The following is a 20,902-nucleotide window of genomic DNA, read 5'->3' as shown; positions in this document are numbered from 1 at the left end:
CTGATCACCAGCTGAGGAACCACGACCTGATGCCCACCCACACCTTCGTCCTCAACGGGCAGCCCGTCACCGTCGAGGCCCCGGACGACATGCCGCTGCTCTGGGTGCTGCGCGACAAGCTCGGCGTCACCGGCCCCAAGTACGGCTGCGGGGTGGGCGTCTGCCGCGCCTGCACCAGCCACCTGGACGGCCAGGAGTTCCAGCCCTGCACCCGCTCGGTCAAGGACTGCGCCGGCCACACCGTCACCACCATCGAGGGCCTGGCCGACGGCGAGGTGCTGCACCCCGTCCAGGAGGCCTGGCTGAACTGCGACGTCGCCCAGTGCGGCTTCTGCCAGCCGGGCCAGATCATGACCGCCGCCGCCCTGCTGCGCCGCACTCCGAACCCGACGGACGCGGACATCGACCAGATCCAGAACATCTGCCGCTGCGGCAGCTACCCGCGCATCCGCGAGGCGATCAAGCAGGCCGCCGCCCGGCAGGCGCACTGACCGCTACACCGCGTTCTGGGGGTCGCGTCCGAAGAAGGCGGCGAGCCGGTCGTACGCCGGGGCGTCCTCGGGGACGGGGACGGCGGGGCCGAAGGCGTGCCGGTCCTCCTCCGCGCCCCGGTACTCGGGTTTGAGCGCGCCGGTCGCCCAGGCGAGGGCGGCGAGCGCGACCTCGTGGTCCAGTCCCTCGGTGGACTGGCCGGTGGCGTGGGCCAAGTCCCAGCCGTGGACGGCGAATTCGGCGATCTGCTGGTCCACGGGGAAGCGGGCCGGGAGGGTGCCGGCGCCGGGGACCTCCACCGTGCCGCCGAGGTCTCCGGCCGCGCGCCAGGCGTCGACCAGGCGCTCCGCCCCGGCCTCGAAGGCGTGCAGCCAGTCCTCCTCGACCCGTTCGAAGGGCTGCGACCAGTCCGGCTGCCCGACCTGCGCCCGGACGGTGAACTGCCGCAGGTCGTGCAGGAGGTGGCTGATCAGGTCGCCGACGTCCCAGGAGCGGCAGGGGGTCGGGTGGCCGGCCAGTTCGACGCCGGTGCCGTCGATCAGCCCGGCGGTCTGCGCGAGGGCCAGGGCGAGCAGCCCGATCGGGTCGTCCGCTGCGGTCATGGCACACCTCTCGGTACGGGAGCACGGGTCGTGCCGGGCGATCGTAAGCGCGTGCGCCGACAACCGCCCGGCGCGACACCGCACCCCCGCGCGGCCGGGTGTCAGGCCGCGAAGCCGCCGTCCACCGAGAGCTCGGCGCCGCTGACGTACCGTCCGCCGTCGCCCACCAGGTAGGCGACGGCGGCCGCGACCTCCTCGCCGGTGCCGAAGCGGCCGAGCGCGGTGAGCCCGCTCTGGAGCTCCGCCGACGGGCCGTCAGCCGGGTTCATGTCGGTGTCGATCGGCCCCGGGTGGACCAGGTTGGCGGTGATCCCGCGCGGCCCGAGCTCCCGGGCCAGCGCCTTGGTCAGGCCGATCAGCGCGGCCTTGCTGGTCGCGTACAGCGTGGCGCCGGGGAAGGCGACGCGCTGGGCGATGCAGCTGCCGACGGTGACGATCCGCCCGCCCTCGGCCAGGTGTGCGGAGGCCGCCCGGGCGTACAGGAAGGGCGCCCGGACGTTCACCTCCAGCACCCGGTCGACGTCCTCCGGCGTCAGGTCGCCGATCGCGCCGAGGACGCCGACCCCGGCGTTGTTCACCAGGACGTCCAACCGCCCGAACCGCTCCACGACCGCCTCGACCACGCCCTGCACCGCCCGCGGGTCGGCGCTGTCCGCCCGCACGGCCCAGCCGGTCCGCCCCAGCGAGGCGATCTTCGCGGCGACCTCCTCGGCCCGTTCCGCGCCGCCCTGGTAGGTCAGCACCACGTCGGCGCCGTCCTCGGCCAGCCGTAGGGCGATCGCCGCCCCGATCCCCCGGCTGCCGCCGGTCACCAGGGCCACCTTGCCGTCGAGGCCACCGAGGCCACCGAGGCTGTCGCTGCCGTCGCTGCCGTCGCGCGCTGCCGAACCGTTCATCGTCATGTCTCCCGAACTCCTCGTTCCGATCTCGGACATGACTCGATCCTGCTCCGCGGCGCTTCGGACCTCCGGCGGTATTCGGACGTTGCGTTCAACGTTCAACTACGCCTCGGAGTGCTCCCGCACTCCGGTGCGAGCGCCCGTCCGCCGGCGGCACGGCGGGAGCGGCCGCCCCCGCACGGGGACGGCCGCTCGGCCGGTCGGGGCCCGGTCAGACGGTCAGCGTCTGGCCCGGGAAGATCAGGTCCGGGTCGTCGCCGATGGTGCGCAGGTTGTTCCGGTACAGGCTGTCGGTGTCGGTGCCGAACTTGGCCGCGATCTCGCTCAGGGTGTCGCCGTCGCGGACGGTGTAGCCGCCGCCGGCGGTGTTCACCGGCGCCACCGGGGCGGACCTGGCCGGCTTGGCCGAGGGGCGGCCCTGGGGCGCCTGCTGCGCGGCAGCCGGCTCGGCAGCGGGCTTGGCGGCGGGCTTCGCCGCCCTGGTGGCCGGCTTGGCGGCCTTGGCGGCCTTGCCGCCCGAGGCGTCGACGACCGCCGGAGCGCCGCCCTTGCCCAGCCCCGCCCGGTGCCCGCAGACCGGCCAGGCGCCCGGCCCCTGCCCGGCGAGGACCTTCTCCGCGACGGCGATCTGCTGGGCCCTGGTCGCCCTGTCGGCCCGGGAGGCGTACGCGGTCCCGCCGTACGCGGCCCAGGTGGACGGGCTGAACTGGAGCCCGCCGTGGAAACCGTTTCCGGTGCTGATGCTCCAGTTCCCGCCGCTCTCGCACTGGGCGACGGCGTCCCAGGTCGAGGTGGTGGCGGCGGAGGCCGAGGTGGCCGTGACGAGGCCGGCCACCGGCAGGGCCGCGACGGCGGCTCCCGCGACGACCGCCATCCGCATGCGGTGGCGCTTGCTGGTGGTGGTGTCGGTGGCAGCGGCGGTCTCGTGACGGAGATTCATACAGGTCCTCTCGACAAGCCCCGGGCGGGCAGGCGGAACCAGGCCCGGGACGTGGGCCGGCGGTAGTTTGCTCACCTCACTCGACGGGCGGCCGCGCACGCTCCGGACGTGCCGTGCCGCCCCGGTCACCTCCGCACGCCGACGGCCCGTTGGAGCCGGCTCGTCGACGGGCACCGCCCTCGCGCCGCAGGTCGGTCGGCGGGCAATGCGTCGGGGTGAACCCGGGTGGCGCTCGTTGCGCCGCCAATGAAGCTAGGGGCATCACCCGGACGCAGCAAGCAATTCTTGAACGTTGCTGGTCAGTTGACTGTTACCGGCGGTATCGATCGGAAAACTGAGCCCGATTTGAAAGCTTTTGACGGGCTTTTCAAGATCAAACGGTCAAATTCCGTGCCTTCACTCACACCCGCTCATCCGACAAAACGGACACGTCATCGACGCGGAGAGACCGTCAGCTGACGCACCGTCACCGCCACATCCGGAGTTCCCGATTCCAGGCCGCCATCACGTGGCCTCCGTCACGCCCGACACCCGACGTGACCGAAAAGGCACCTTCAGTGACGCCCGTCGAGCTCCGCGTCCCGCGCCAACAACGCCGCCTGGACCCGGTTCTCGCAGCCCAGCTTGGCCAGGATCCGGCTCACGTAGGTCTTCACCGTCGCCTCGCTCATGTGGATCCGCGCCCCCGCGTCGGCGTTGGACAGGCCCTCACCGAGCAGCGCCAACACCTCCAGCTCCCGCGGGGTGAGCACCTCCAGCCGGCGCCGCGCCGCCACGGCGCGGGCGGCCAGCGAGGCACTGCGCCCGGAGGCCAGCGAGTCGACGATGTGCCGGGTGGCGGCCGGGGAGAGGAAGGCGTTGCCGCCCGCCGCCGCCCGGACGGCCTGGATCAGCTCGTTCGGCGCGGTGTCCTTGAGCAGGAAGCCCGCCCCGCCCTCGGCCACGGCGCGCAGGACGTTCTCGCGCTCCCCGAAGGTGGTGAGGATCAACGCCCGCGCGCCGGGGGCGGCCTTCGCCAGCTCCCCGAGCGCCGTCAGACCGTCCATCACCGGCATCTGAATGTCCAGCAGGACGACGTCCACCCGGTGCGCCCGCGCGAGCTCCAGCGCCTCCCGGCCGTCGGCGGCCTCCGCGACCACCTCGATGTCGTCGGCGGAGCCGAGGATCATCCTGATCCCGGCCCGGATCAGCGGCTCGTCGTCGGCGACGAGGACTCGGATCACGCTGGTCATTCCCCTCGAACGGTGCGTCGGCTGCGCCCCCATCCTCACATCCCGGCGCCGGCGCTCCGAACCGCCCCCGGGCCGTCCCGCCGAAGCACAGTCCGGCGCGCGCGGGCGCTCAGCCCCTGGCCAGGTACTCCTGCTTGTCCACCAACACACCGTCCCGGAAGCAGAAGCGCGCCACGTGCTCCTCGTCCCAGCCCGCCCCCGGCGCACCGTTCAGCACGTACCAACGGCACTGCGCGCCCGCCGGCACCTCGGGACCCGTCCCCTTATAGGTGTCGGTGAAGAAGTCGTTGCCGCGCGGCAGCGTGTTCAGCACCTCCGCCTCGGAGGTGCCGACCTTGATCTGGTCGTACATCGGCTGCTGCACCGTCGCGTCGTTGGTGCCCTTGACGAAGGCGATCACGCCCCAGAGGAGCAGGCCGAGCACGATCACCACGACCGCGACGACCCCCACCGCGCAGCCCATCGCCGGGCTTCGCCGCCGGCGCCGCGCCCCCTCGACCGGCGACGCGCCCTCCGGCACCCAGTCCTCGAACCCGTCCGCCGCCGCGGCGGCCGCGCCCTCCTGCTCCGCCCCCTCGTACGGGAGGACGGCCGCCAGCCGGAAGCCCTGCTCCGGCGTGGACCCGGCGTGCACCATGCCGCCGACCAACCGGGCGCGCTCCCGCAACCCGGTCAGCCCCTGACCGCCGCTGACCGCCGCCCCCGCGCCGGGGCGCGCGCCCACGAGCTCCGGCGCGCGGGAATTGGTCACCTCCACCACCAGCGCGTCCGGCTCGTACCGGAGCGCGACCCCGATCGGCGCGCCGGGGGCGTGCTTGTGCGCGTTGGTGAGCGCCTCCTGCACGATGCGGTACGCCGCATGGTCGACCGCCGCCGACAGCGGACGCTGCTCGCCCTCCAGGTGGAAGGCGACCTCCGCGCCCGCCGCCCGGGAGGACTCCACCAGCGCCCCGACCCCGTCCACCCCGCCCCGGCCCGGCGTCCCGGCAGCCGTCCCCGCGGTGGGCGGCGACACCGTCGACTCGTCGTGCAGCACCCCGACCACCTCGCGCAGCTCGCGCATCGCCGCGACCGCCGCCTGCCGCAGCACCCCGACCGCCTCGCGCTGCCGGTCGGTGAGCGTCCGGTCCACCTCCAGCGCCCCGGAGTGCACCGAGATCAGCGCCAGCTGGTGGCCCAGGCTGTCGTGCATGTCCTGGGCGATCCGGTGCCGCTCGCGCAGCCGCGCCTGGTGCACCACCATGACCCGCTCGCGCATCAGCTGTTCGTTGCGCTCCCGCAGCGCGTCCAACAGGGCGCGCCGCTGCGCCCGGTAGCGGCCGTAGAGCGCGGGCAGGACGGCGCTCACCAGGAAGAAGCCGAGCGAGAGCGGGAGGACCAGCTTCGGCGAGAGCGAGGCGACGTCCTTCAGCACCCCCGTCACGGTGAACAGCACCCAGCCCACGAAGAAGGCGCCGACCAGCGACCAGACCCGGCGGATCCGCGCCCCGGCCGTCCAGCCCGCGCAGACCAGCAGCAGCAGCGAACCGGCCGACCAGCCGGCGAGGGCCGCGGTGACAAGCAGCACGGTGGCCGGCAGCCCCCTGCGCAGCACCCACAGCACCGCGACGGCGAGGCCGATGGTCAGCGCCAGGCCCGAGTCGGCGAGCAGCTCCAGCAGGGCCGCGGACCCGCCCATCACCAGGGCGAGGACCGCCTCTCCCACCACCCGGCGGGGCCGCCAGGGCCCCGGCAGTGCCGTCCGTACCGCCGTCTTCCAGGCCCGCGCGATCGCTTCCACCCGCCGAGGCTACCGGTCCGGCCGGGGCACCCGCCGTCCTCCTTCGTCGCCGCCCGCCGCCGACGAAAGTCGCCCGCCCGGGGGCGGCGCCAGCACGGCCCCGAGCTGCCCCGACACCGGGATTGCCGCAGCATGGACGGCATGCCGAGCACTTCCCGCCGCACCACCGTGGTCAACCTCAAGGGCCACCGCGACGACCCCGGGTTCGAGGACGTCGTCTACGTCGGCCGCGCGATGCACCGCGGCGGCTGGCACCTCGCCGAGTCCCCGCTGCACTGCCCGTACCGCCCGGGGCCGGACCTGCCCCGCGAGGAGATGCTCGTCAAGTACCGCGCGTACCTGCTCGACCACCCCGACCTGCTCGCCCTCATCCCGCCCCTGCGCGGCCACCGCCTCGGCTGCTGGTGCACCCCGCTCCCCTGCCACGCCGACATCCTCGCCGAATTCGCGGACCACCCCCCGAAGAAGCATTGAACCTCGGAGACCCCGGGGCCCTCAGAGCCCGGAAATGTCCACCTCGACCGGGTACGGCACCACGGCCTTGACCAGTCCGGCGAACAGCTCCCCGGCACGGTAGACGCCCTCGGCGGCGTCCAGCACGTAGGTGTGGACGATCGGCACTCGCCCGGCGGCCTGCTCCACCCGCCAGTAGAAGGGGATGCCGGCCTTGGCGTACTGGTCGAGCTTGACCACCCGATCGGTGGTCTCGGAGCCCGGCGAGACCACCTCGACCAGCAGCAGGACGTGGTCGGGCCTGGTCGGCGACTCGTCGATCGTGTCCGCGCGGTAGACCACCACGTCCGGCCGGCGGTTGTTCAGCGGCACGTCCTGCAAGCGGACGTCGAAGTCGGTGTCGGCGTTCCACTCGACGCCGCCCGCCACGTCCAGGGCGTTCGCCAGGAACCGGGCGAGCCGGTTGTGCCGCTTGGAAGCGCTCGGGGACACGACCACCATCCCATCGACGATCTCGACGCCCGCGCACTGCTCGTCGGTCCAGGAGTCGTACTGCTCGCTGGTGACCTGCCGGTGCATCCACTCGGGTGCGATCATCTCAGCCGTCACGGCGTACCTCCCCGAGGCTGCTGGGCGAGTCTGGTGCTGGCTACCACAGCCTAGTACCAGCGGTGTACGCATCTGCGCACCCCAGCGGGGGTACGCACATGCGTACAGGCCGCGGGTCGTTCGGGGGCTGTTCGATATCCTCCCCGGCGGGTGGCGGCGCGGGGCCGCCGGTGGGGGAAGCGGGAACCGTATGCAGTCGCCGTCGTCCGAGGGGCCCGTGAAGGAGACGTCCTGGCAGTGGGACGGGGAGACGGGCGGCGGTGAGGCTCCCGCGGATGTGATCGCGGGCGGCGGGGAGCCCCGGGGTCCGGGCCGGCGCGGGCTGCTGATCGGGGCCGGGGTGCTCGCCGCGGGCGGGGCCTCCTGGGCGTTCGGACGTTCCGGTGGCGGCGGGCTCCTGCCCGTGCCGAGCCCGACCAGGGCACAGCCGACCGGGCCGAAGCCGACCACGCTGTCCGGGCCGACGCCGCTGTGGACCTACCGCGGCCCGGAGGAGATGACCCCCGAGCGGCTGACCGCCGCGCCGGGCCGTCCCGTCTACCTCTCCCCGAGCGGCCTCCAGGTCCTCAGGCCCAGCAGTGGCGACCCCGCCCGGCTGGTGGTCTTCGAGCCGCCGTCCGCCCGGCAGCAGCCGGGCGACCGCGACCTGCCCGACACCGTGGTGGTCGGGCCCGACCACCTCTTCGCCACCACCTACCCGGGCCACCTCGAAGCCCGCCACCTCACCGACCCCGCCGCCGACTGGAGCCTGCCGCTGCCCGAGGAGCTGGAGGGCCGGGTCCGCCTGGCCGGCTACGACCGGGGCGTCCTCTACGGCTACTCCTGGGGCCACCCGCGGCCCGGCACCGGCTCCTTGCTGAGCCACCTCTTCGCGGTGCAGGTCGCCGACCGCTCCGTGCTCTGGGTCCTGCCCACCGACCGGGAGGAGCAGCCGATCGTCCCCACCACCGGTTTCCGGAACCCCGTCCTCGTCTGCGTCCGCTTCCGCGAGGGCCACTACGAGGTGGTGGCCAGGGACGCCGCCAACGGCAACGAGCTGTGGACCGCCCCCGGCTCGGAGGACCTGCGCTGGTGCGTCACCGGCGCCGAGCGCATCTACCTCCCCGACGGCACCGGCGGTGTGCGCATGCTGCGCCCCACCGGCGAGCCGGGCTGGACCTACTCCCCTGCCAAGGGCGAGTCCTGGCGGGCGCTGCCGCCCGTCGAGAACGGCCCGCGGCTGCTCATCCCGCGCGACCAGGGCACCGTCACCGGCAACGACACATGGTCCGGCGCGGAGGTCTGGTCCTGCCGGCTGCCGTACCCGCTGGACCGCCGCAGCCGTCCGGTGGTCGCCGACGACACGCTGTTCGTCCCCGGTCCAGGGGCCAGCGGGGTCAGCGCGATCCACACCACGGCCGGCGAACTGGGCTGGACCTTCAAGGACTCGGGGCCGGGCAAGGGCGTCTGGACGGTCGCCGCCGACAAGGACCGCCTCTACGCGGGCCACGACGACGTCCTGCACGCCCTCCCGCTGCGCTGAGCGCCGCGATCCGACGACACGGCAGGATGGTCCGATGCAGGTACGCCCGATCTCCCCCGACAACCTGGCCGAGCTGCTCGCCGACCGCATCACCGCCCTGCCCGACGCCGGCGCACGCCATCTGCGGGTGGCCGTGGACGGCGCGGCCGCCGCCCGACCGGAGGATCTCGCCGACGCCCTGGTGGAGCCGCTGCGGCTGCGCGGCCACACGACACTGCGGGTCTCGGCGGCGGACTTCCTGCGCCCGGCCTCGATCCGGCTGGAGTACGGCCACCAGGACGCGGACGCCTTCCACGACCTCTGGCTGGACGACGGCGCCCTGCTGCGCGAGGTCCTCGACCCGCTGGAGCCGGGCGGCAGCGGCCGCGTGCTGCCCTCCCTGCGCGACCCGGTCACCGACCGCTCGACCCGCGCCCCGTACGTCGAACTCCCGCCCGGCGGTGTGCTGTTGCTGGACGGCGCGCTGCTGCTCGGCCGCTGGCTGCCGCTGGAGCTGACCGTCCACCTGGCGCTCAGCCCGGCCGCGCTGGCCCGCCGCACTCCCGCCGGCCGGCAGTGGACGCTGCCCGCCTTCGCCCGCTACGAGACGCAGACCGTCCCCGCCGAGGCCGCCGACGTCACCGTCCGGGTGGACGACCCTCGCCACCCCGCGCTGGTCGAACGGATCTGACGGCGGGGGCCGGGCCGCGCTGGCAGTACGGGCACCAGAACACCGCCCGGTCGCGCGGCGGCGAGCCCTGGCGCCCGGTCGCCACGGGGGTGACGCAGCGCGGGCAGGGCCGCCCGGCCCGGCCGTAGACCCAGTGCTGGTAGCCGGGCCGGGTGTCGCCGGTGGTGATGTGCCCGGGGCGCAGCTTGTTGGCCTCCAGCATCTGCCGGGCGCGTTCCACCAGCCGGTCGGGGTACGGGAGTTCGCCGACCTCGGTCCACGGTGTCACGCCCGCGACGAAGCACAGCTCGTTCGCGTAGACGTTGCCGATCCCGGCCAGGTTGCGCTGGTCGAGCAGGGCCTCGACGACCGGGCGGCCCGGGCGGGCGAGGAGCCGGCGGACGGCCTCGACCGGGTCCCAGTCGGGGCCGAGCAGGTCGGGGCCGAGGTGGCCGACGATCCGCTGTTCGTCGGTGGTGCGCAGCAGTTCGACGACGGGCAGCCGGTAGCCGACGGCGGTGCCCCGGTCGGTCGCGAGGACGGCGCGGATCTGCCAGGCCGGGCCGCCGGTCCACTGCTCGCCGGGGCGGTAGACCTCCCAGCGGCCGTCCATCCGCAGGTGGGTGTGCAGGGTGAGGCCGCCTTCGAGGCGGGCGAGCAGGTGCTTGCCGCGCGGGGCGACCTCCAGCACCCGGCGGCCGGCGAGGTCGGCGGTGGCGTGCGCGGGCACCCGCAGGTCGGCGCTGGTCAGCAGCTGTCCGGCGAGGGCCTCGTGCAGGCGGGCCGCCACGCGGTAGACGGAGTCACCTTCTGGCATGTCTCCATTCTGGTCCGCGCAGCGGCCCGCGGCCCGGGGGGGCTACTCCGCCCGCTCCGCGTCGCCCGAGGGCTCGCGCACGACGACCACCGGGCAGGGCGCGTGCTCGGTGAGGTGGCGGCTGACCGAGCCGAGCAGCACGCCGGAGAAGCCGCCCAGTCCGCGGCTGCCGACCACGAGCAGCGCCGCGCCCTTGGCGGCCTCCAGCAGCACCCGGGCGGCGCTGCCGGGCGTCACGCTCTCGGTGATCCGCACGCCCGCGTCGTCACCGGCGACCTTGGCGATGGTGTCGCTGAGGGTCTTGCCGGCGATCTCCTCGGGGTTGAAGGTCTCGACGGTCGGCACGCCCTGTCCGGCCCAGCCGTAGAAGGCCGGGTACTCCCAGGCGGCGATGGCGTGGATCGTCCCGCCGACGGCCCGCGCGTAGTCGATCGCCCAGTTCAGCGCCTGCTCCGAGGCGGGCGAGCCGTCCACACCGACGACGATCCGGGGATTGGCACTCATACCCATACTCCTTCGGTTGCTCCTGATTCGGTCCCGACCCTCCGAACATAGATCAAATCGGACAAACGATCGGCATCTGCCACGCCGGAAGGGGCCCTCCGCATTCAATTCCACTGCGGCCGGCCGCCCGGACCTGGGGGGTGCCCGGATGCCGCGCCTCTGCCCGGCCGTCTTCTGCTGACCTCACCGACCCGTCAACTCCGGTATGCCGCCCAGGAGTTGACCATCCGCCGAACCTGCCCCGGGGTGAACCGGGTCATGCAGGAGTCGTAGCTGTAGTCCATGAAGTTGTGGATCGGGTCCAGCCCCGGGCCGGGGCAGGTGTCGCGGCCCTCGGGGCAGCCCGAGGCCGCGGTGCGCTCGGGCGGGGTGTCGTCCACGTAGTCGCCCGGGGCCCGGCAGCCGTTCTGGAAGGTGTGGAAGAGGCCGAGCCAGTGGCCGATCTCGTGGGTCGCGGTGTTGCCCTCGTCGTAGTGGGTCGCGGAGCCGCCCGGCAGGGAGGCGTCGAGCACCACCACGCCGTCCTCGGTGGGGCTCGTCCGGTAGGCGTTCGGGAAGGTCGACCAGCCGAGCAGTTCGTCACCGAGCAGCGCCGTATAGAGGTTGAGGGTGCCCTGGTCGCCCTTGCGCAGGGCGGTCTTCATCTCCTGTTCGGCGGCCGAGCCGGGGGTCATGCCGGTGTACCAGGAGGAGTTGTCGGTCCAGTCGGTGCCGACCAGCTCGAAGTGGAACGGGCTCGGGGCGTTGCCCTCGCCCTGGCCGCCGTAGCTCGCGTTGAGGTGGTCGACCTGGGCGTTGACGACGCCCTGGTCCAGCCGCCCGGCCTCGCCGGAGTGGATCACGTGGAAGTAGACCGGGACGGTGGTCGGGGCGACGGCCCGGGGCCGGGCGGTGCCGAGCCCGGCGAGCCGCGCGTCCAGGTCGGCCTGCATCGCCCGCGCCTCCTCGGCGCTCACCTCGTTCGGGTCCCGCCCGTCCCGGTTGCCGGCCGGCAGCCGGGCCGCGGCATCCGCCGCACCGGCGCCGTCCTCGCACCCGGCCACCGGCACCACGGCGGCGCGGTGCGCGGCCGGTACGGCGAGCTGGCTCAGTGCGGCCGCCGCGACCAGCGCGGCGGCGCACGGGAACAGGCGGGGGGCACGCGAACGCACCCGGGCAGTACGGCGCATCTGCGCTCCTGACGGGGGGAGTCGACGGGGGCTCGGCCGCGCCCCGGGCCCGCTTCGGCCGGACCCGCCGGCGGCGCCCGGCGCGGACTCGCCGAGACTACGACGCCGTGAAGTCGATCTCCCGTAGGGCGCGCGCGGCGGCCCGGTCGAGTACCACGGCCGACGCACAGCCGGTCGGCAGCCGTCCGTCCGCCAGTATCCGGTGGCGCAGCCGGGCCACCGCCGCCCGGTGCCGGGCGAAGGCGTAGCGGGAGACGCCGCGCCGGCGGCGCCGCTGCCCGTCCAGCGCCTCGGCCGGGTCGGCGTCGAGCAGCAGCAGGTGCACCCGGCGCCCCTGCCGGGCGGCGGCGCGGACCAGCCAGCCGCGCACCCAGGGCTGGGCGCCGCAGTCGTGCACCGCGAGCGGCCCGCCGTCCAGCACGGCGCGGCGCAGCCGCCGGTAGTGGGCCAGCCGGGCGAACGGGCGGTAGAGCGCGTACGGCAGGCGGCCGGGCAGTCGGGCCTCGTACTCCTCGCGGACCAGCTGGGAGTCGATCAGCGGGGCGCGGACGCAGCGCCGCATCAGGGTGCTCTTGCCGCTGCCGGGCAGGCCGGTGACGACCAGCAGGTCCCCGGCCGGGTAGCGCAGCACGGCCGGTCCGGGCCCGCGCAGCTCGTGCCGGGCGGGCGGGCCCTGCGACACCGGCAGGACGACCCGCTCCCCGGCGGTGCGCGGCGGCGGCACCCGTGGCGCCGCCGTCGGCACCGTCGTCCTCGTCCCGCCCACCCGGTCTCCCCCCGCCGTTCCCCTGCCAGGAGCATCGCGCATGGCCAAGGGCGAGTAAAGGGCGGTATCGGAGCGGGTACGGAGGGCCCCGGCCCCGCCGGAGGCGCCGGGCGTCAGCCGAGCTGCGGGGCGATCCGGGAGGCGATCAGCTCCAGGTGGTCGAGGTCGTCCAGGTCGAGGATCTGGAGGTAGATCCGCGCGCTGCCGACCGCCGCGTACCGGCTGATCTTCTCGACGACCTCGTCCGGGGTGCCGGCCAGGCCGTTCTCCTTCAGCTCCGCCACCTCGCGGCCGATCGCGGCGGCCCGGCGGGCCACCTCGGCGTCGTCCCGGCCGACGCAGGCGACGAGCGCGTTGGAGTAGACCAGGTCGTCGGCCGAGCGCCCGGCCCGCTCGACGGCGGCGCGCACCCGGCCGAACTGGGCGGCGGTGGCGTCCACCGGGGCGAACGGCAGGTTGAACTCGTCGGCGAAGCGGGCGGCCAGCGCCGGGGTCCGCGTCGGACCGTGGCCGCCGATCAGCACCGGGACGTGCTCCTGGGCCGGCTTGGGCAGCGCGGGCGAGTCGGTCAGCGTGTAGTACTCGCCGGCGAAGTCGAAGGTGTCGCCGAGCTTGGTGTTCCACAGCCCGGTGATGATCGCCAGCTGCTCCTCCAGCCGTCCGAACTTCTCCTTCGGGAAGGGGATGCCGTAGGCGGTGTGCTCGGCCTCGTACCAGCCGGCGCCCAGGCCGAGCTCGACCCGGCCGCCGCTCATCGCGTCCACCTGGGCGACCTGGATCGCGGTGACGCCCGGCAGCCGGAAGGTGGCGGCGGTCATCAGGGTGCCCAGCCGGATGGTGCTGGTGTCGCGGGCGAGGCCGGCCAGGGTGATCCAGGCGTCGGTGGGACCGGGCAGGCCGTCCACGTCGCCCATCTTCAGGTAGTGGTCGGAACGGAAGAACGCGCTGAAGGCACCGAGCTCCTCGGCAGTGCGGGCGACCTTGAGGAGGGTGTCGTAGCTCGCGCCCTGCTGGGGCTCGGTGAAGATGCGGAGGTCCATGCGGGCCATTGTGTTACGGACCACCCGGTGGGCGCAGCGGATCCGTCGGACCACGGACCGTTCCGAGTGCGCGGGCGGGGTGGCCAAGGTCTCAGCACAGAAGCGTCACGGGCGTCCGTTCCGGCGCCGGGGCTCGCCTACCGTGGACGGATGTTCGCCACCTCCGACGATTCCTTCCGGCGCTCCCCCGACGAGCCGGCCGGCTGTCCGCTGCCCGGCATCGTGACGGCCTTCACGCCCCGGCTGGCCGAGTTCGCCTTCGAGCCCGGCTTCGTCGCGGCGGTCGACCAGCACGCGGCGATGCTGCGGGAGCTGCTGTACGCGCAGGGACCGGAGCTCGCGCCCCGGCCCCTGGACCGTGAGGAGTTGTCGGACTACGCGCTGGGCTTCCTGGACGCGCTCGGCGAGATCGGCTGGCGGGAGCCGGTCGGCTACGACTACGCCGTGCTGCGGCTCACCGCGATCTGCTGGCTGGTGCGCGAACAGGGCCTGTTGGAGGTGTGAGCCGGGCGGGCCCTCACCTGTTCTCGCCGGGGTCGATGCCCGGGGCGGGCGGGGTGCCCGGGCCGGCCTGGGTGGTCGGCCGGATCGGCTGGTTGGACAGCGCGTCGGAGCGGCCTGCCTGGTAGGCGGTGCCGCGCAGCCGGGCCGTCTCCCGCTCGGCTCCGTCCAGCCACCGCTCCCAGCGCTGGCGCATCGGGATGATCAGACCGCCGCCGACACCGACCACCAGCACACCGACGATGGCGGCGAGCGCGGCGATCAGCACCGGCCCGGTGATCGCGGTGGCGATCCCGGCCTGGCCCAGCGCGGCGATCACACCGAGGCCGAGGATGAACGCCCAGACCAGGGTGGAGACGGTCCGGCCGTACGAGGTGCCGGAGAGCGAGCTGCCCACGATGTCGCGCACGCCGTTGGCGATGGCCATCGCGACCACCACGATCACGACGGCGACGATGCCCCGCGGCAGCCAGGCGACGATGCCGTGGATCATCGTGCTGATCGGGTTCGGGCCGAAGACGCCGAACGCCAGTTGCAGGGCCATCAGCATGACGATGTAGTAGACGACCTTGCAGATGATGCCGGTCATGTCGTACTTGGAGCCGGCCAGCCGGGCGCCCATCCCGGAGCGCTCCGCGACCCGCTCCGAACCGAGCCGGCGCAGCACCCGGTCGAGCACCTTGGCGATCGCCTTGGCCACGAACCAACCGATGACCAGGATCGCCAGGAAGGCGATGAACTGCGGGATGAACTTGGCGATCTTCGACCAGGCCTCGGTGAAGCCAGACCCGAAGTCGACGGACAGTGCGAGCTGCTGAGCCACGGAGTCCTCCACTCGATGACGCGGCGCCACGAGCGGGCGCTGCGGGCCCCCACCTCCGTGGATAGCAGGCACCCGGTCGGCCCGCGCGCGCCCGGTGTCCGGGATGGTTCCCTCGGGTGAACCGTCCGGCCGTCCGCACGCGTACAGTGGCGCTCCGGAGACGGACCGAGGGGCGGGGCGGACGGGACGGTGCGATGGTGAGCGGTACGGCGGGGAGCGGTACGGCGGGGAGCGGTACGGCGGCCGGGCGCCCGGTGCAGCACCGGGCGCTGCACTGGCGGGTGCGGCCCGAGACGGCGCGGGCCGCCGTCCTGGTGCTGCACGGCGGCGAGGAGCACAACCTCGCCCGGCCCGGGCGCCTCAACCTCCCGCTGCTGCGGATGCACGGCTTCCTGCGCGGCCTGACCAGGGCGACCGCGGACGCCGGGATCGCCGTCGGGACGGTCCGCTACCGCCACCGCGGCTGGAACGGCGAGCGGGCCGACGCCGCCCGGGACGCGACCGCCGCGCTCGACGAACTGACCGCGCTGCTCGGCCCGGTGCCGACCGTCCTGATCGGCCACTCGATGGGCGGCCGCGCCGCGCTCCGGGCCGGCGGACACCCGTCCGTCACCGGCCTGGTCGCCCTCGCGCCGTGGTGCCCGGCCGAGGACCCGTGCGAGCAACTCGCCGGGCGGGACGTCCTGATGCTGCACGGCGACCGCGACACCGTCACCCCGCCCGCCGACACCCGTGCCTTCGCCGCCCGCAGCCGCGCCGCGGGCGCCCGGGTCTGCGGCTACACCGTCACCGGCAGCGGCCACGCCATGCTCCAGCGCGTCCCCGACTGGCACCGCGCCACCACCCGCCTCACCACCGCCCTCCTCGGCCTCCACCCCCTCCCCGCCGAAACCGCCTCCGCCCTCGCCCTCCCGCCCGCCTCCCGCGAGGCCCTCACCCTCCCCCTCCCGCCCCAACCCCGCCGCGCCCCCGCCCTCTGAGGGACCGGGGCCGCCGGGGCTCCCCACCACCGGCGCAGCGAGCGCCGCTTCGGCCCTGAGCGCGGGAGTCCCAGGCCCCGTCGTCCTCCGGGTCCGGGGTGGGGCGCGGCCGGCCGACAGGGCGCGGCCGAGCGGGGTGGGGCGGTGGGTGACGGAGCGGCCGGTGCGGTCCTTGGTGGTCAGCCGGCGCGTGCACGCTCAGGGACAGCTCCATCAGGACACCCGGCGGGGAGCGGGCCCGGGGGGCTCATGCTCCCGCACGAACAACCCGGGGCTGTTCCGCGCTCCCTCCACACGGGTGGATTCTCCCTCCTGGCCGGGCCCGGAGACGGTCGGTGGACGGATGATCCGTCCCAGGGCCGTGCCGGACGGTCCGGGAAGGACGGTTCGGGACGATGAGCACGACGCGACGGTCGCTGCTGGGCGCGGCGCTGGCGACCCCGCTACTGGGATGGCTCACCGGGACGGCGGTCGGTGCCGTTGACGGCGGCACCGACCGCGCCGCGAACCTGGGCACGCTCACCGACGGCTGGGTGGAAGTGCGCTGGACACCGGACGCGCAGGCCCAGCTCGACCGCTTCCAGGCGATGGTGGACGTCGTCGCCCCGGCGCGCGTGGTGCTGGACCGCCACGGCCCGGCCGTACGGCTGCCGATCCGCTCGGCCAAGGGGGACCCGTCCCTCGCCAACCCGCCGAAGGTGCACGGCGACGGGGCGCTGGACGGCGGGGTCTCGGTCCGCACTTCCAAGGGCGTCTACCGGGTGGTGGACGTGACCGGCGCCATCAGGGACGGCCTGGGCTCCGGCCGGTGCGAGGTCAGCGGGGCGGAGATGGGGCACCGCTCGGCCTTCCGGTGCGGCCTGACGGAGGGGAAGCTGACGGCCGAGCCGGTGCCGGCGGGGCAGCCGATGAAGGTCCGGCTCAGCGGGGTGCCGCTGCGCCCCACCCAGGAGGCGGTGGACGCGTACACCGCGAACTTCGGCGCGCACCCGGTGACGGTGGACACGGTGCTGGCGTACGTCACGGCGCAGGGAACGTACACCCCTCCGCCGGCCGCGCAGGAGTAGCCGTCGGTCGGGCGGTGCGGGACTGGGCGGGCACCGCGCCGCCGAAGCGCCGCTCGCGGGCCGCGTAGGCCCGGACGGCCTCGCCCAGCCGGGCCAGGTCGTAGTCGGGCCACGGCGTCGGGTCGAACAGCAGCTCGGCGTAGGCGAGTTGCCAGGGCAGGAAGTTGCTGAGCCGCTGCTCCCCGGAGGTGCGGATCAGCAGGTCGACGTCCGGGAGGTCCGGGACGTACAGGTGCCGGGCGAGGTCGGCCGGGCCGATCGCCTCCGGGCGGATCTCGCCCGCCACCGCAGAAGCGGCCAACGCCCTCGCGGCGGCGGCCAGTTCCTCCCGGCCGCCGTAGTCCACGCAGACCGTCAGGGTCAGTGTGCCGTTGTTGGACGTCAGGTTCTCCACCAGCGCGATCGAGGAGGCGAGCGACTCGTCCACCCGGTCCCGGCGGCCGCACCAGCGGATCCGTACGCCGAGCGCGTGCAGGCCCTCCGCGCTGCGGGCGATGCCGTCGGCCAGGGAGTCGAACAGCGCGGTCAGCTCCTCGGGCGGGCGGTCCCAGTTCTCGGTGGAGAACGCGTAGAGGCTCAGGTGCCGGACGCCCAGCCGCAGCGCCGCGTTGACCAGGCGCAGCGCGGCCCGCTGCCCGGCCTGGTGGCCCTGTTCGACGGGCAGCCGCCGGGCCTCGGCCCAACGGCGGTTGCCGTCCATGATCACGGCGACGTGGGCGGGCGTCCCGGCGGCCGTCGGGTCGGGGCGGGCGCGGTGGTGGGGGGTGATGCCGTCGGAGCTCAGCGGGGTGAGGCCCTCGGCCAGGACGCGCGAGCGCAGCAGGACCACTTCGTCGTGCTGGAGTTGGGCGCCGAGCAGCATGGCGTGCAGGAACGGGCGGAACTCGGGGGCGGCCAGCCAGGTGGCGGGCAGGGCCTGTGCCAACAGGCCGTGCAGCTGGACCTGTTGGATCTCGACCAGCTCGTCCAGGGCGCTCCGCCGGTCGTCCCGGCCGAGGTCGGCGATGGTCGAGTCGAGGTCCGCGACGGTCGGGCCGAGGTCGGCGACGGTCAGGTCGAGCCGGTGCAGCTCCTCCCGCGGCAGGTAGCAGCGGCCGGCCGCGAGGTCGAGCGGCAGGTCTTCCAGGATGTCGGCCAGCTGGCAGGCCTCCCCCAGTGCGGACAGCGCGAATGCCGCTTCGGGGCCGGGCGCGGACAGCAGGGGGGCCCACAGCTCGGTGATCGTCCCGGCGACGCCCCGCAGGTGGCGGCGCTGGTCCGCGCGGGTCTCGAAGGCGGGCGGGCGGGCGCCGTCGGCCCGGGTGGCGTCCAGGAACTCCTCGATCAGGGTGAGGTCCAGCCTCCAGCGCCGCACGGTGTCCACGAGCGCCCGGCGCAGCGGGTGCTCGCTGCGGCCGGCCGCCAGCTCGGCCAGGGTGTCGGCCCGCCAGCGGGCGAACCGGCGCCCCCGTTCGGCGGCATCCCCGGCCCCATCGGCCCCATCGGCGATCCGGTCGGACCGGGAGGCGAAGGCGCTGACGGCATGGAGATACGGCCGCACCTCGGGCGGCAGCGCGTCGCTGATCCCCCACAGCGGGGCGAGGTGGCCCGCCACCTCCCGCTCGCAGAGCCGGTACGACTCCCTCAGCCGCGACGGACCGTCCGCGCCCGCCGTCTGGTTCCCCGCCATGCCCGTACCCCGCCTCCGCCTCCGCCGACACCGCGTGCCGCCTGGTCAACGAGGCGGCGGCGGATCGGTGGCGATCCGGGAGCGCGGGCACCGGTCAGGGCAGCCGGACGGTGAACACCGTGCGCCCGGGCCTGCCGGCCACCGTCACCGTGCCGCCGTGCGCCCGGACGACGGCCCGGACGATCGCCAGGCCGAGCCCGGTCGAGCCGGTGGCACGGGAGCGGGCCCGGTCGCCGCGGACGAAGCGCTCGAAGACCCGGTCGACGAGCTCGGGCGGGATCCCCGGCCCGTCGTCCGTGACGCTCAACTCGACCTCGCCGTCCGCCCGTTCGAGGCCCAGCCGGACCTCGGTGCCGGGCGGGGTGTGGGTGCGGGCGTTGGCCAGCAGATTGGCCACCACCTGGCTCAGCCGGTGCTCGTCGCCGCGCACCAGCACCGGGTCCTCGGGCAGGACGAGCCGCCAGCGGTGCTCCGGCCCGGCGGCGCGGGCGTCGGCCACCGCGTTGAGGACGATCCGGGTCAGGTCCACCTCCTCCGCGGCCAGCGGGCGGCCGGCGTCCAGCCGGGCGAGCAGCAGCAGGTCCTCGACGATCGCCCCCATCCGCACCGCCTCGGCGTCGATCCGCTCCAGCGAGTGGCGCACCGGCTCCGGCACCGGCCCGGGGTGGCGCAGCGCCAGCTCGGCATGGCCGCGGACGGCCGCGACCGGGGTGCGCAGCTCATGGCTGGCGTCGGCGGCGAAGGCGCGCAGCCGTTCCTCCACCGCGTGGCGGCGGGCCAGCGCGTCGCCGACGTGCCCGAGCATCCGGTTGAGCGCGGCGCCGACCCGGCCGACCTCGGTGCGCGGGTCGTCGTCCGGCACGCGTTCGGCGAGCATCACCTCGCCGCTGGCGAGCGGCAGCGCGCTGACCCGCTCGGCCATGCCCACCACCCGGCGCAGCGGGCGCAGCGAGAAGCCGACCCAGACGGCTCCGGCCGCGCCCGCGGCGGTGACGGCGATCGCGAAGACGGTCAGCTCCAGGGTCTCCAGCCGTTCGACGGTCTCCTCGGCCGGGCGCAGCGGCAGACCACTGACCAGCACGTCGCCGTCCCGCCCGGCGACCGCGCGGACCCGGTAGTGGCCCAGGGTCCGGCCGAGGTCGAGGGTGCGGGCCGGGCCGCCGACCGGCAGCCCGGCCAGCGTCTGCTGCTGTGCGGGGGTGAAGGTGACCCGGTCGTCCTCGTCGCCGGGGTCGTCCACGTCGTCGGCGTCCCCGTCGACCACGCCCGCGGCGGTGACCCGCCCGGCCAGCAGCCGTACCCCGAGGGTGCCGGGGGTCTGGGCCCGGGTGTCAGGGCTCGCGCCCTGGCCGGTGTGCTCCAGGCTGGCGGCGTAGCGGCCGCCGGACTCGGCGAGCTGCTGGTCCAGGCGGTCGACCAGGAAGTGGCGCAGCGCGGCGGTGGTGGCGAAGCCGACGGCGGCGCAGGTGACCACGAGCAGCACCAGCAGACCGGCGATCAGCCGGGCCCGCAGGGTCCGGGGCACCAGCCGGGCGGCGCGGGCCCGTACGGTCGTCACGCCGCCGCCTTGATCAGGTACCCGGCGCCGCGCACCGTGTGGATCATCGGACTGCGACCCGCGTCCACCTTCTTGCGCAGGTAGCTGATGTACAGCTCCACGATGTGCGCCTGCCCGCCGAAGTCGTACGACCAGACGGCGTCCAGGATCTGCGCCTTGCTGAGCACCTGCCGGGGGTGGCGCAGCAGATGGGCGAGCAGCGCGTACTCGGTCGGGCTGAGCTCGATCGTCTCCCCGCCGCGGGTGACCTCGCGGGCTTGGTCGTCCAGCACCAGGTCGCCCAGCACCAGGGCGTGCGGCGGCGGCTGCCGGGTCGCGGCGGGCGGGGCGGCGCGGCGCAGCAGGCCGCGCAGCCGGACGACCACCTCGGCCAGGCTGAACGGCTTGGTCACGTAGTCGTCGCCGCCGGCCGCGATGCCCGCGATCCGCTCCTCGACGGCGTCCCGGGCGGTGAGGAAGAGCACCCGCACCTCGGGCTGCTCGGCGTGGATGCGGCGCAGCACCTCCAGGCCGTCGAGGTCGGGCAGCATCACGTCCAGCACCACGGCGTGGGGCCGCCAGGCCGCGGCGGCCTCGACGGCGGCCAGGCCGGTGGTCGCGCCGCGCGCCTGCCAGCCCTCGTAGCGGACGGCCCCGCAGACCACCTCGACCAGGTCCGGCTCGTCGTCGACGACCAGGACCCGCCAGTCCGGGCGGTCGGCGGTCTCGTCCATGGGTCTCCCTCGGGTCGGTTCAGCGCATTGTTCATCCTGGCCGGGCCCGATGAGAAACCGGTGAGACCTCGGAGGGTGGTTCGTGGACTGTTGCATTAGCGCTGACCTGGGCTGATG

The 20,902-nt window shown here is 74.8% G+C and carries 22 protein-coding genes; 7 read left to right on the top strand and 15 right to left on the bottom strand.

Annotated features, from left to right (window positions below; translation table 11 throughout):
* Nucleotides 1–29: 29 nt before the first annotated feature.
* Entirely contained in the window at nt 30–491 is a 462-nt protein-coding gene (locus QWJ13_RS18075) for a (2Fe-2S)-binding protein (RefSeq protein ID WP_316525618.1), read from the top strand.
* Between the two features lie 3 nt (nt 492–494).
* Here QWJ13_RS18075 and QWJ13_RS18070 read toward each other — a convergent pair whose 3' ends face one another.
* The 5 genes from QWJ13_RS18070 to QWJ13_RS18050 all read right to left on the bottom strand — a co-directional run bounded on the left by QWJ13_RS18070 (nt 495) and on the right by QWJ13_RS18050 (nt 5,945).
* Nucleotides 495–1,094: a TIGR03086 family metal-binding protein gene (locus tag QWJ13_RS18070; RefSeq protein ID WP_316525617.1), complete on the bottom strand. Its 600-nt coding sequence runs from the start codon at nt 1,092–1,094 to the stop codon at nt 495–497.
* Between the two features lie 101 nt (nt 1,095–1,195).
* Complete coding sequence (locus tag QWJ13_RS18065; RefSeq protein ID WP_316525616.1) at nt 1,196–2,029, bottom strand: SDR family NAD(P)-dependent oxidoreductase; 834 nt, start codon at nt 2,027–2,029, stop codon at nt 1,196–1,198.
* Nucleotides 2,030–2,204: 175 nt separating this feature from the next.
* The gene (locus QWJ13_RS18060; RefSeq protein ID WP_316525615.1) at nt 2,205–2,933 is read right to left on the bottom strand and encodes a LysM peptidoglycan-binding domain-containing protein; all 729 of its coding nucleotides are present in this window, start codon (nt 2,931–2,933) and stop codon (nt 2,205–2,207) included.
* Between the two features lie 554 nt (nt 2,934–3,487).
* The gene (locus tag QWJ13_RS18055; protein WP_316526014.1) at nt 3,488–4,156 is read right to left on the bottom strand and encodes a response regulator transcription factor; all 669 of its coding nucleotides are present in this window, start codon (nt 4,154–4,156) and stop codon (nt 3,488–3,490) included.
* Between the two features lie 118 nt (nt 4,157–4,274).
* Nucleotides 4,275–5,945: a sensor histidine kinase gene (locus tag QWJ13_RS18050; RefSeq protein WP_316525614.1), complete on the bottom strand. Its 1,671-nt coding sequence runs from the start codon at nt 5,943–5,945 to the stop codon at nt 4,275–4,277.
* A 141-nt stretch (nt 5,946–6,086) separates the two neighbouring features.
* On the opposite strand from QWJ13_RS18050, the gene QWJ13_RS18045 reads away from it, so the two are divergent.
* Complete coding sequence (locus QWJ13_RS18045) at nt 6,087–6,419, top strand: DUF4326 domain-containing protein (RefSeq protein WP_316525613.1); 333 nt, start codon at nt 6,087–6,089, stop codon at nt 6,417–6,419.
* 21 nt (nt 6,420–6,440) lie between these two features.
* Here QWJ13_RS18045 and QWJ13_RS18040 read toward each other — a convergent pair whose 3' ends face one another.
* Nucleotides 6,441–7,007, bottom strand: coding sequence for a Uma2 family endonuclease (locus tag QWJ13_RS18040; protein ID WP_316525612.1), 567 nt, complete (start codon nt 7,005–7,007; stop codon nt 6,441–6,443).
* A 217-nt stretch (nt 7,008–7,224) separates the two neighbouring features.
* Between QWJ13_RS18040 and QWJ13_RS18035 the strand changes: the two genes are divergently transcribed.
* Together QWJ13_RS18035 and QWJ13_RS18030 are read left to right on the top strand one after the other, a co-directional pair.
* Nucleotides 7,225–8,529 carry an outer membrane protein assembly factor BamB family protein gene (locus tag QWJ13_RS18035; RefSeq protein WP_316525611.1) on the top strand — a complete coding sequence of 435 codons (1,305 nt, stop codon included), beginning with the start codon at nt 7,225–7,227 and terminating at the stop codon, nt 8,527–8,529.
* Nucleotides 8,530–8,563: 34 nt separating this feature from the next.
* Nucleotides 8,564–9,199, top strand: a complete 636-nt coding sequence (locus QWJ13_RS18030; protein ID WP_316525610.1) for a nucleoside/nucleotide kinase family protein — start codon at nt 8,564–8,566, stop codon at nt 9,197–9,199.
* Here the strand turns inward: QWJ13_RS18030 and QWJ13_RS18025 are convergent.
* The 5 genes from QWJ13_RS18025 to QWJ13_RS18005 all read right to left on the bottom strand — a co-directional run bounded on the left by QWJ13_RS18025 (nt 9,147) and on the right by QWJ13_RS18005 (nt 13,474).
* A complete protein-coding gene (locus QWJ13_RS18025) occupies nt 9,147–9,995 on the bottom strand; it encodes a DNA-formamidopyrimidine glycosylase family protein (protein ID WP_316525609.1) in 849 nt (282 codons plus the stop codon). The two genes, QWJ13_RS18030 and QWJ13_RS18025, sit on opposite strands and share 53 nt — an antisense overlap.
* 42 nt (nt 9,996–10,037) lie before the next feature.
* Nucleotides 10,038–10,499: a universal stress protein gene (locus tag QWJ13_RS18020; protein WP_316525608.1), complete on the bottom strand. Its 462-nt coding sequence runs from the start codon at nt 10,497–10,499 to the stop codon at nt 10,038–10,040.
* A 194-nt stretch (nt 10,500–10,693) separates the two neighbouring features.
* Nucleotides 10,694–11,668: a zinc metalloprotease gene (locus tag QWJ13_RS18015; protein ID WP_316525607.1), complete on the bottom strand. Its 975-nt coding sequence runs from the start codon at nt 11,666–11,668 to the stop codon at nt 10,694–10,696.
* 97 nt (nt 11,669–11,765) lie between these two features.
* Nucleotides 11,766–12,476: an AAA family ATPase gene (locus QWJ13_RS18010; RefSeq protein WP_432277546.1), complete on the bottom strand. Its 711-nt coding sequence runs from the start codon at nt 12,474–12,476 to the stop codon at nt 11,766–11,768.
* A gap of 71 nt (nt 12,477–12,547) precedes the next feature.
* Nucleotides 12,548–13,474: an LLM class F420-dependent oxidoreductase gene (locus QWJ13_RS18005; protein WP_316525604.1), complete on the bottom strand. Its 927-nt coding sequence runs from the start codon at nt 13,472–13,474 to the stop codon at nt 12,548–12,550.
* A 150-nt stretch (nt 13,475–13,624) separates the two neighbouring features.
* Here QWJ13_RS18005 and QWJ13_RS18000 point away from each other — a divergent pair, with 150 nt between their 5' ends.
* Nucleotides 13,625–13,978 carry a DUF6401 family natural product biosynthesis protein gene (locus tag QWJ13_RS18000; protein WP_316525603.1) on the top strand — a complete coding sequence of 118 codons (354 nt, stop codon included), beginning with the start codon at nt 13,625–13,627 and terminating at the stop codon, nt 13,976–13,978.
* A 13-nt stretch (nt 13,979–13,991) separates the two neighbouring features.
* Here the strand turns inward: QWJ13_RS18000 and QWJ13_RS17995 are convergent, their stop codons facing one another.
* Nucleotides 13,992–14,798 (bottom strand): mechanosensitive ion channel family protein, encoded by an 807-nt coding sequence (locus QWJ13_RS17995; protein ID WP_316525602.1) that lies wholly within the window; start codon nt 14,796–14,798, stop codon nt 13,992–13,994.
* Between the two features lie 194 nt (nt 14,799–14,992).
* Here QWJ13_RS17995 and QWJ13_RS17990 point away from each other — a divergent pair, with 194 nt between their 5' ends.
* Entirely contained in the window at nt 14,993–15,778 is a 786-nt protein-coding gene (locus tag QWJ13_RS17990) for an alpha/beta hydrolase (protein WP_316525601.1), read from the top strand.
* A 395-nt stretch (nt 15,779–16,173) separates the two neighbouring features.
* The gene (locus QWJ13_RS17985) at nt 16,174–16,845 is read left to right on the top strand and encodes a hypothetical protein (protein WP_316525600.1); all 672 of its coding nucleotides are present in this window, start codon (nt 16,174–16,176) and stop codon (nt 16,843–16,845) included.
* On the opposite strand, the gene uppS is transcribed toward QWJ13_RS17985, so the two are convergent.
* The 3 genes from uppS to QWJ13_RS17970 form a co-directional block, all read right to left on the bottom strand.
* The gene (uppS, locus tag QWJ13_RS17980; protein ID WP_316525599.1) at nt 16,799–18,514 is read right to left on the bottom strand and encodes a polyprenyl diphosphate synthase; all 1,716 of its coding nucleotides are present in this window, start codon (nt 18,512–18,514) and stop codon (nt 16,799–16,801) included. The two genes, QWJ13_RS17985 and uppS, sit on opposite strands and share 47 nt — an antisense overlap.
* A 94-nt stretch (nt 18,515–18,608) precedes the next feature.
* A complete protein-coding gene (locus QWJ13_RS17975) occupies nt 18,609–20,072 on the bottom strand; it encodes a sensor histidine kinase (RefSeq protein WP_316525598.1) in 1,464 nt (487 codons plus the stop codon).
* Complete coding sequence (locus tag QWJ13_RS17970; protein ID WP_316525597.1) at nt 20,069–20,785, bottom strand: response regulator transcription factor; 717 nt, start codon at nt 20,783–20,785, stop codon at nt 20,069–20,071. The genes QWJ13_RS17975 and QWJ13_RS17970 overlap by 4 nt, the downstream gene beginning before the upstream one ends.
* Nucleotides 20,786–20,902: the final 117 nt, after the last annotated feature.

This window comes from Kitasatospora brasiliensis (genome assembly GCF_032654805.1).
Lineage (GTDB): Bacteria > Actinomycetota > Actinomycetes > Streptomycetales > Streptomycetaceae > Kitasatospora > Kitasatospora brasiliensis.
The sequence above is the reverse complement of the archived record's forward strand: the minus strand, read 5'-3'. Positions and strand labels throughout refer to the sequence as shown.

Excerpts from the sequence above, each read along its gene's own strand:
- QWJ13_RS18075 (WP_316525618.1), top strand. The coding sequence starts at position 30 with ATGCCCACCCACACCTTCGTCCTCAACGGGCAGCCCGTCACCGTCGAG.
- QWJ13_RS18070 (WP_316525617.1), bottom strand. The coding sequence starts at position 1,094 with ATGACCGCAGCGGACGACCCGATCGGGCTGCTCGCCCTGGCCCTCGCG.
- QWJ13_RS18065 (WP_316525616.1), bottom strand. The coding sequence starts at position 2,029 with ATGTCCGAGATCGGAACGAGGAGTTCGGGAGACATGACGATGAACGGT.
- QWJ13_RS18060 (WP_316525615.1), bottom strand. The coding sequence starts at position 2,933 with ATGAATCTCCGTCACGAGACCGCCGCTGCCACCGACACCACCACCAGC.
- QWJ13_RS18045 (WP_316525613.1), top strand. The coding sequence starts at position 6,087 with ATGCCGAGCACTTCCCGCCGCACCACCGTGGTCAACCTCAAGGGCCAC.
- QWJ13_RS18030 (WP_316525610.1), top strand. The coding sequence starts at position 8,564 with ATGCAGGTACGCCCGATCTCCCCCGACAACCTGGCCGAGCTGCTCGCC.
- QWJ13_RS18025 (WP_316525609.1), bottom strand. The coding sequence starts at position 9,995 with ATGCCAGAAGGTGACTCCGTCTACCGCGTGGCGGCCCGCCTGCACGAG.
- QWJ13_RS18020 (WP_316525608.1), bottom strand. The coding sequence starts at position 10,499 with ATGAGTGCCAATCCCCGGATCGTCGTCGGTGTGGACGGCTCGCCCGCC.
- QWJ13_RS18015 (WP_316525607.1), bottom strand. The coding sequence starts at position 11,668 with ATGCGCCGTACTGCCCGGGTGCGTTCGCGTGCCCCCCGCCTGTTCCCG.
- QWJ13_RS18010 (WP_432277546.1), bottom strand. The coding sequence starts at position 12,476 with ATGCGCGATGCTCCTGGCAGGGGAACGGCGGGGGGAGACCGGGTGGGC.
- QWJ13_RS18005 (WP_316525604.1), bottom strand. The coding sequence starts at position 13,474 with ATGGACCTCCGCATCTTCACCGAGCCCCAGCAGGGCGCGAGCTACGAC.
- QWJ13_RS18000 (WP_316525603.1), top strand. The coding sequence starts at position 13,625 with ATGTTCGCCACCTCCGACGATTCCTTCCGGCGCTCCCCCGACGAGCCG.
- QWJ13_RS17990 (WP_316525601.1), top strand. The coding sequence starts at position 14,993 with ATGGTGAGCGGTACGGCGGGGAGCGGTACGGCGGGGAGCGGTACGGCG.
- QWJ13_RS17985 (WP_316525600.1), top strand. The coding sequence starts at position 16,174 with ATGAGCACGACGCGACGGTCGCTGCTGGGCGCGGCGCTGGCGACCCCG.
- uppS (WP_316525599.1), bottom strand. The coding sequence starts at position 18,514 with ATGGCGGGGAACCAGACGGCGGGCGCGGACGGTCCGTCGCGGCTGAGG.
- QWJ13_RS17970 (WP_316525597.1), bottom strand. The coding sequence starts at position 20,785 with ATGGACGAGACCGCCGACCGCCCGGACTGGCGGGTCCTGGTCGTCGAC.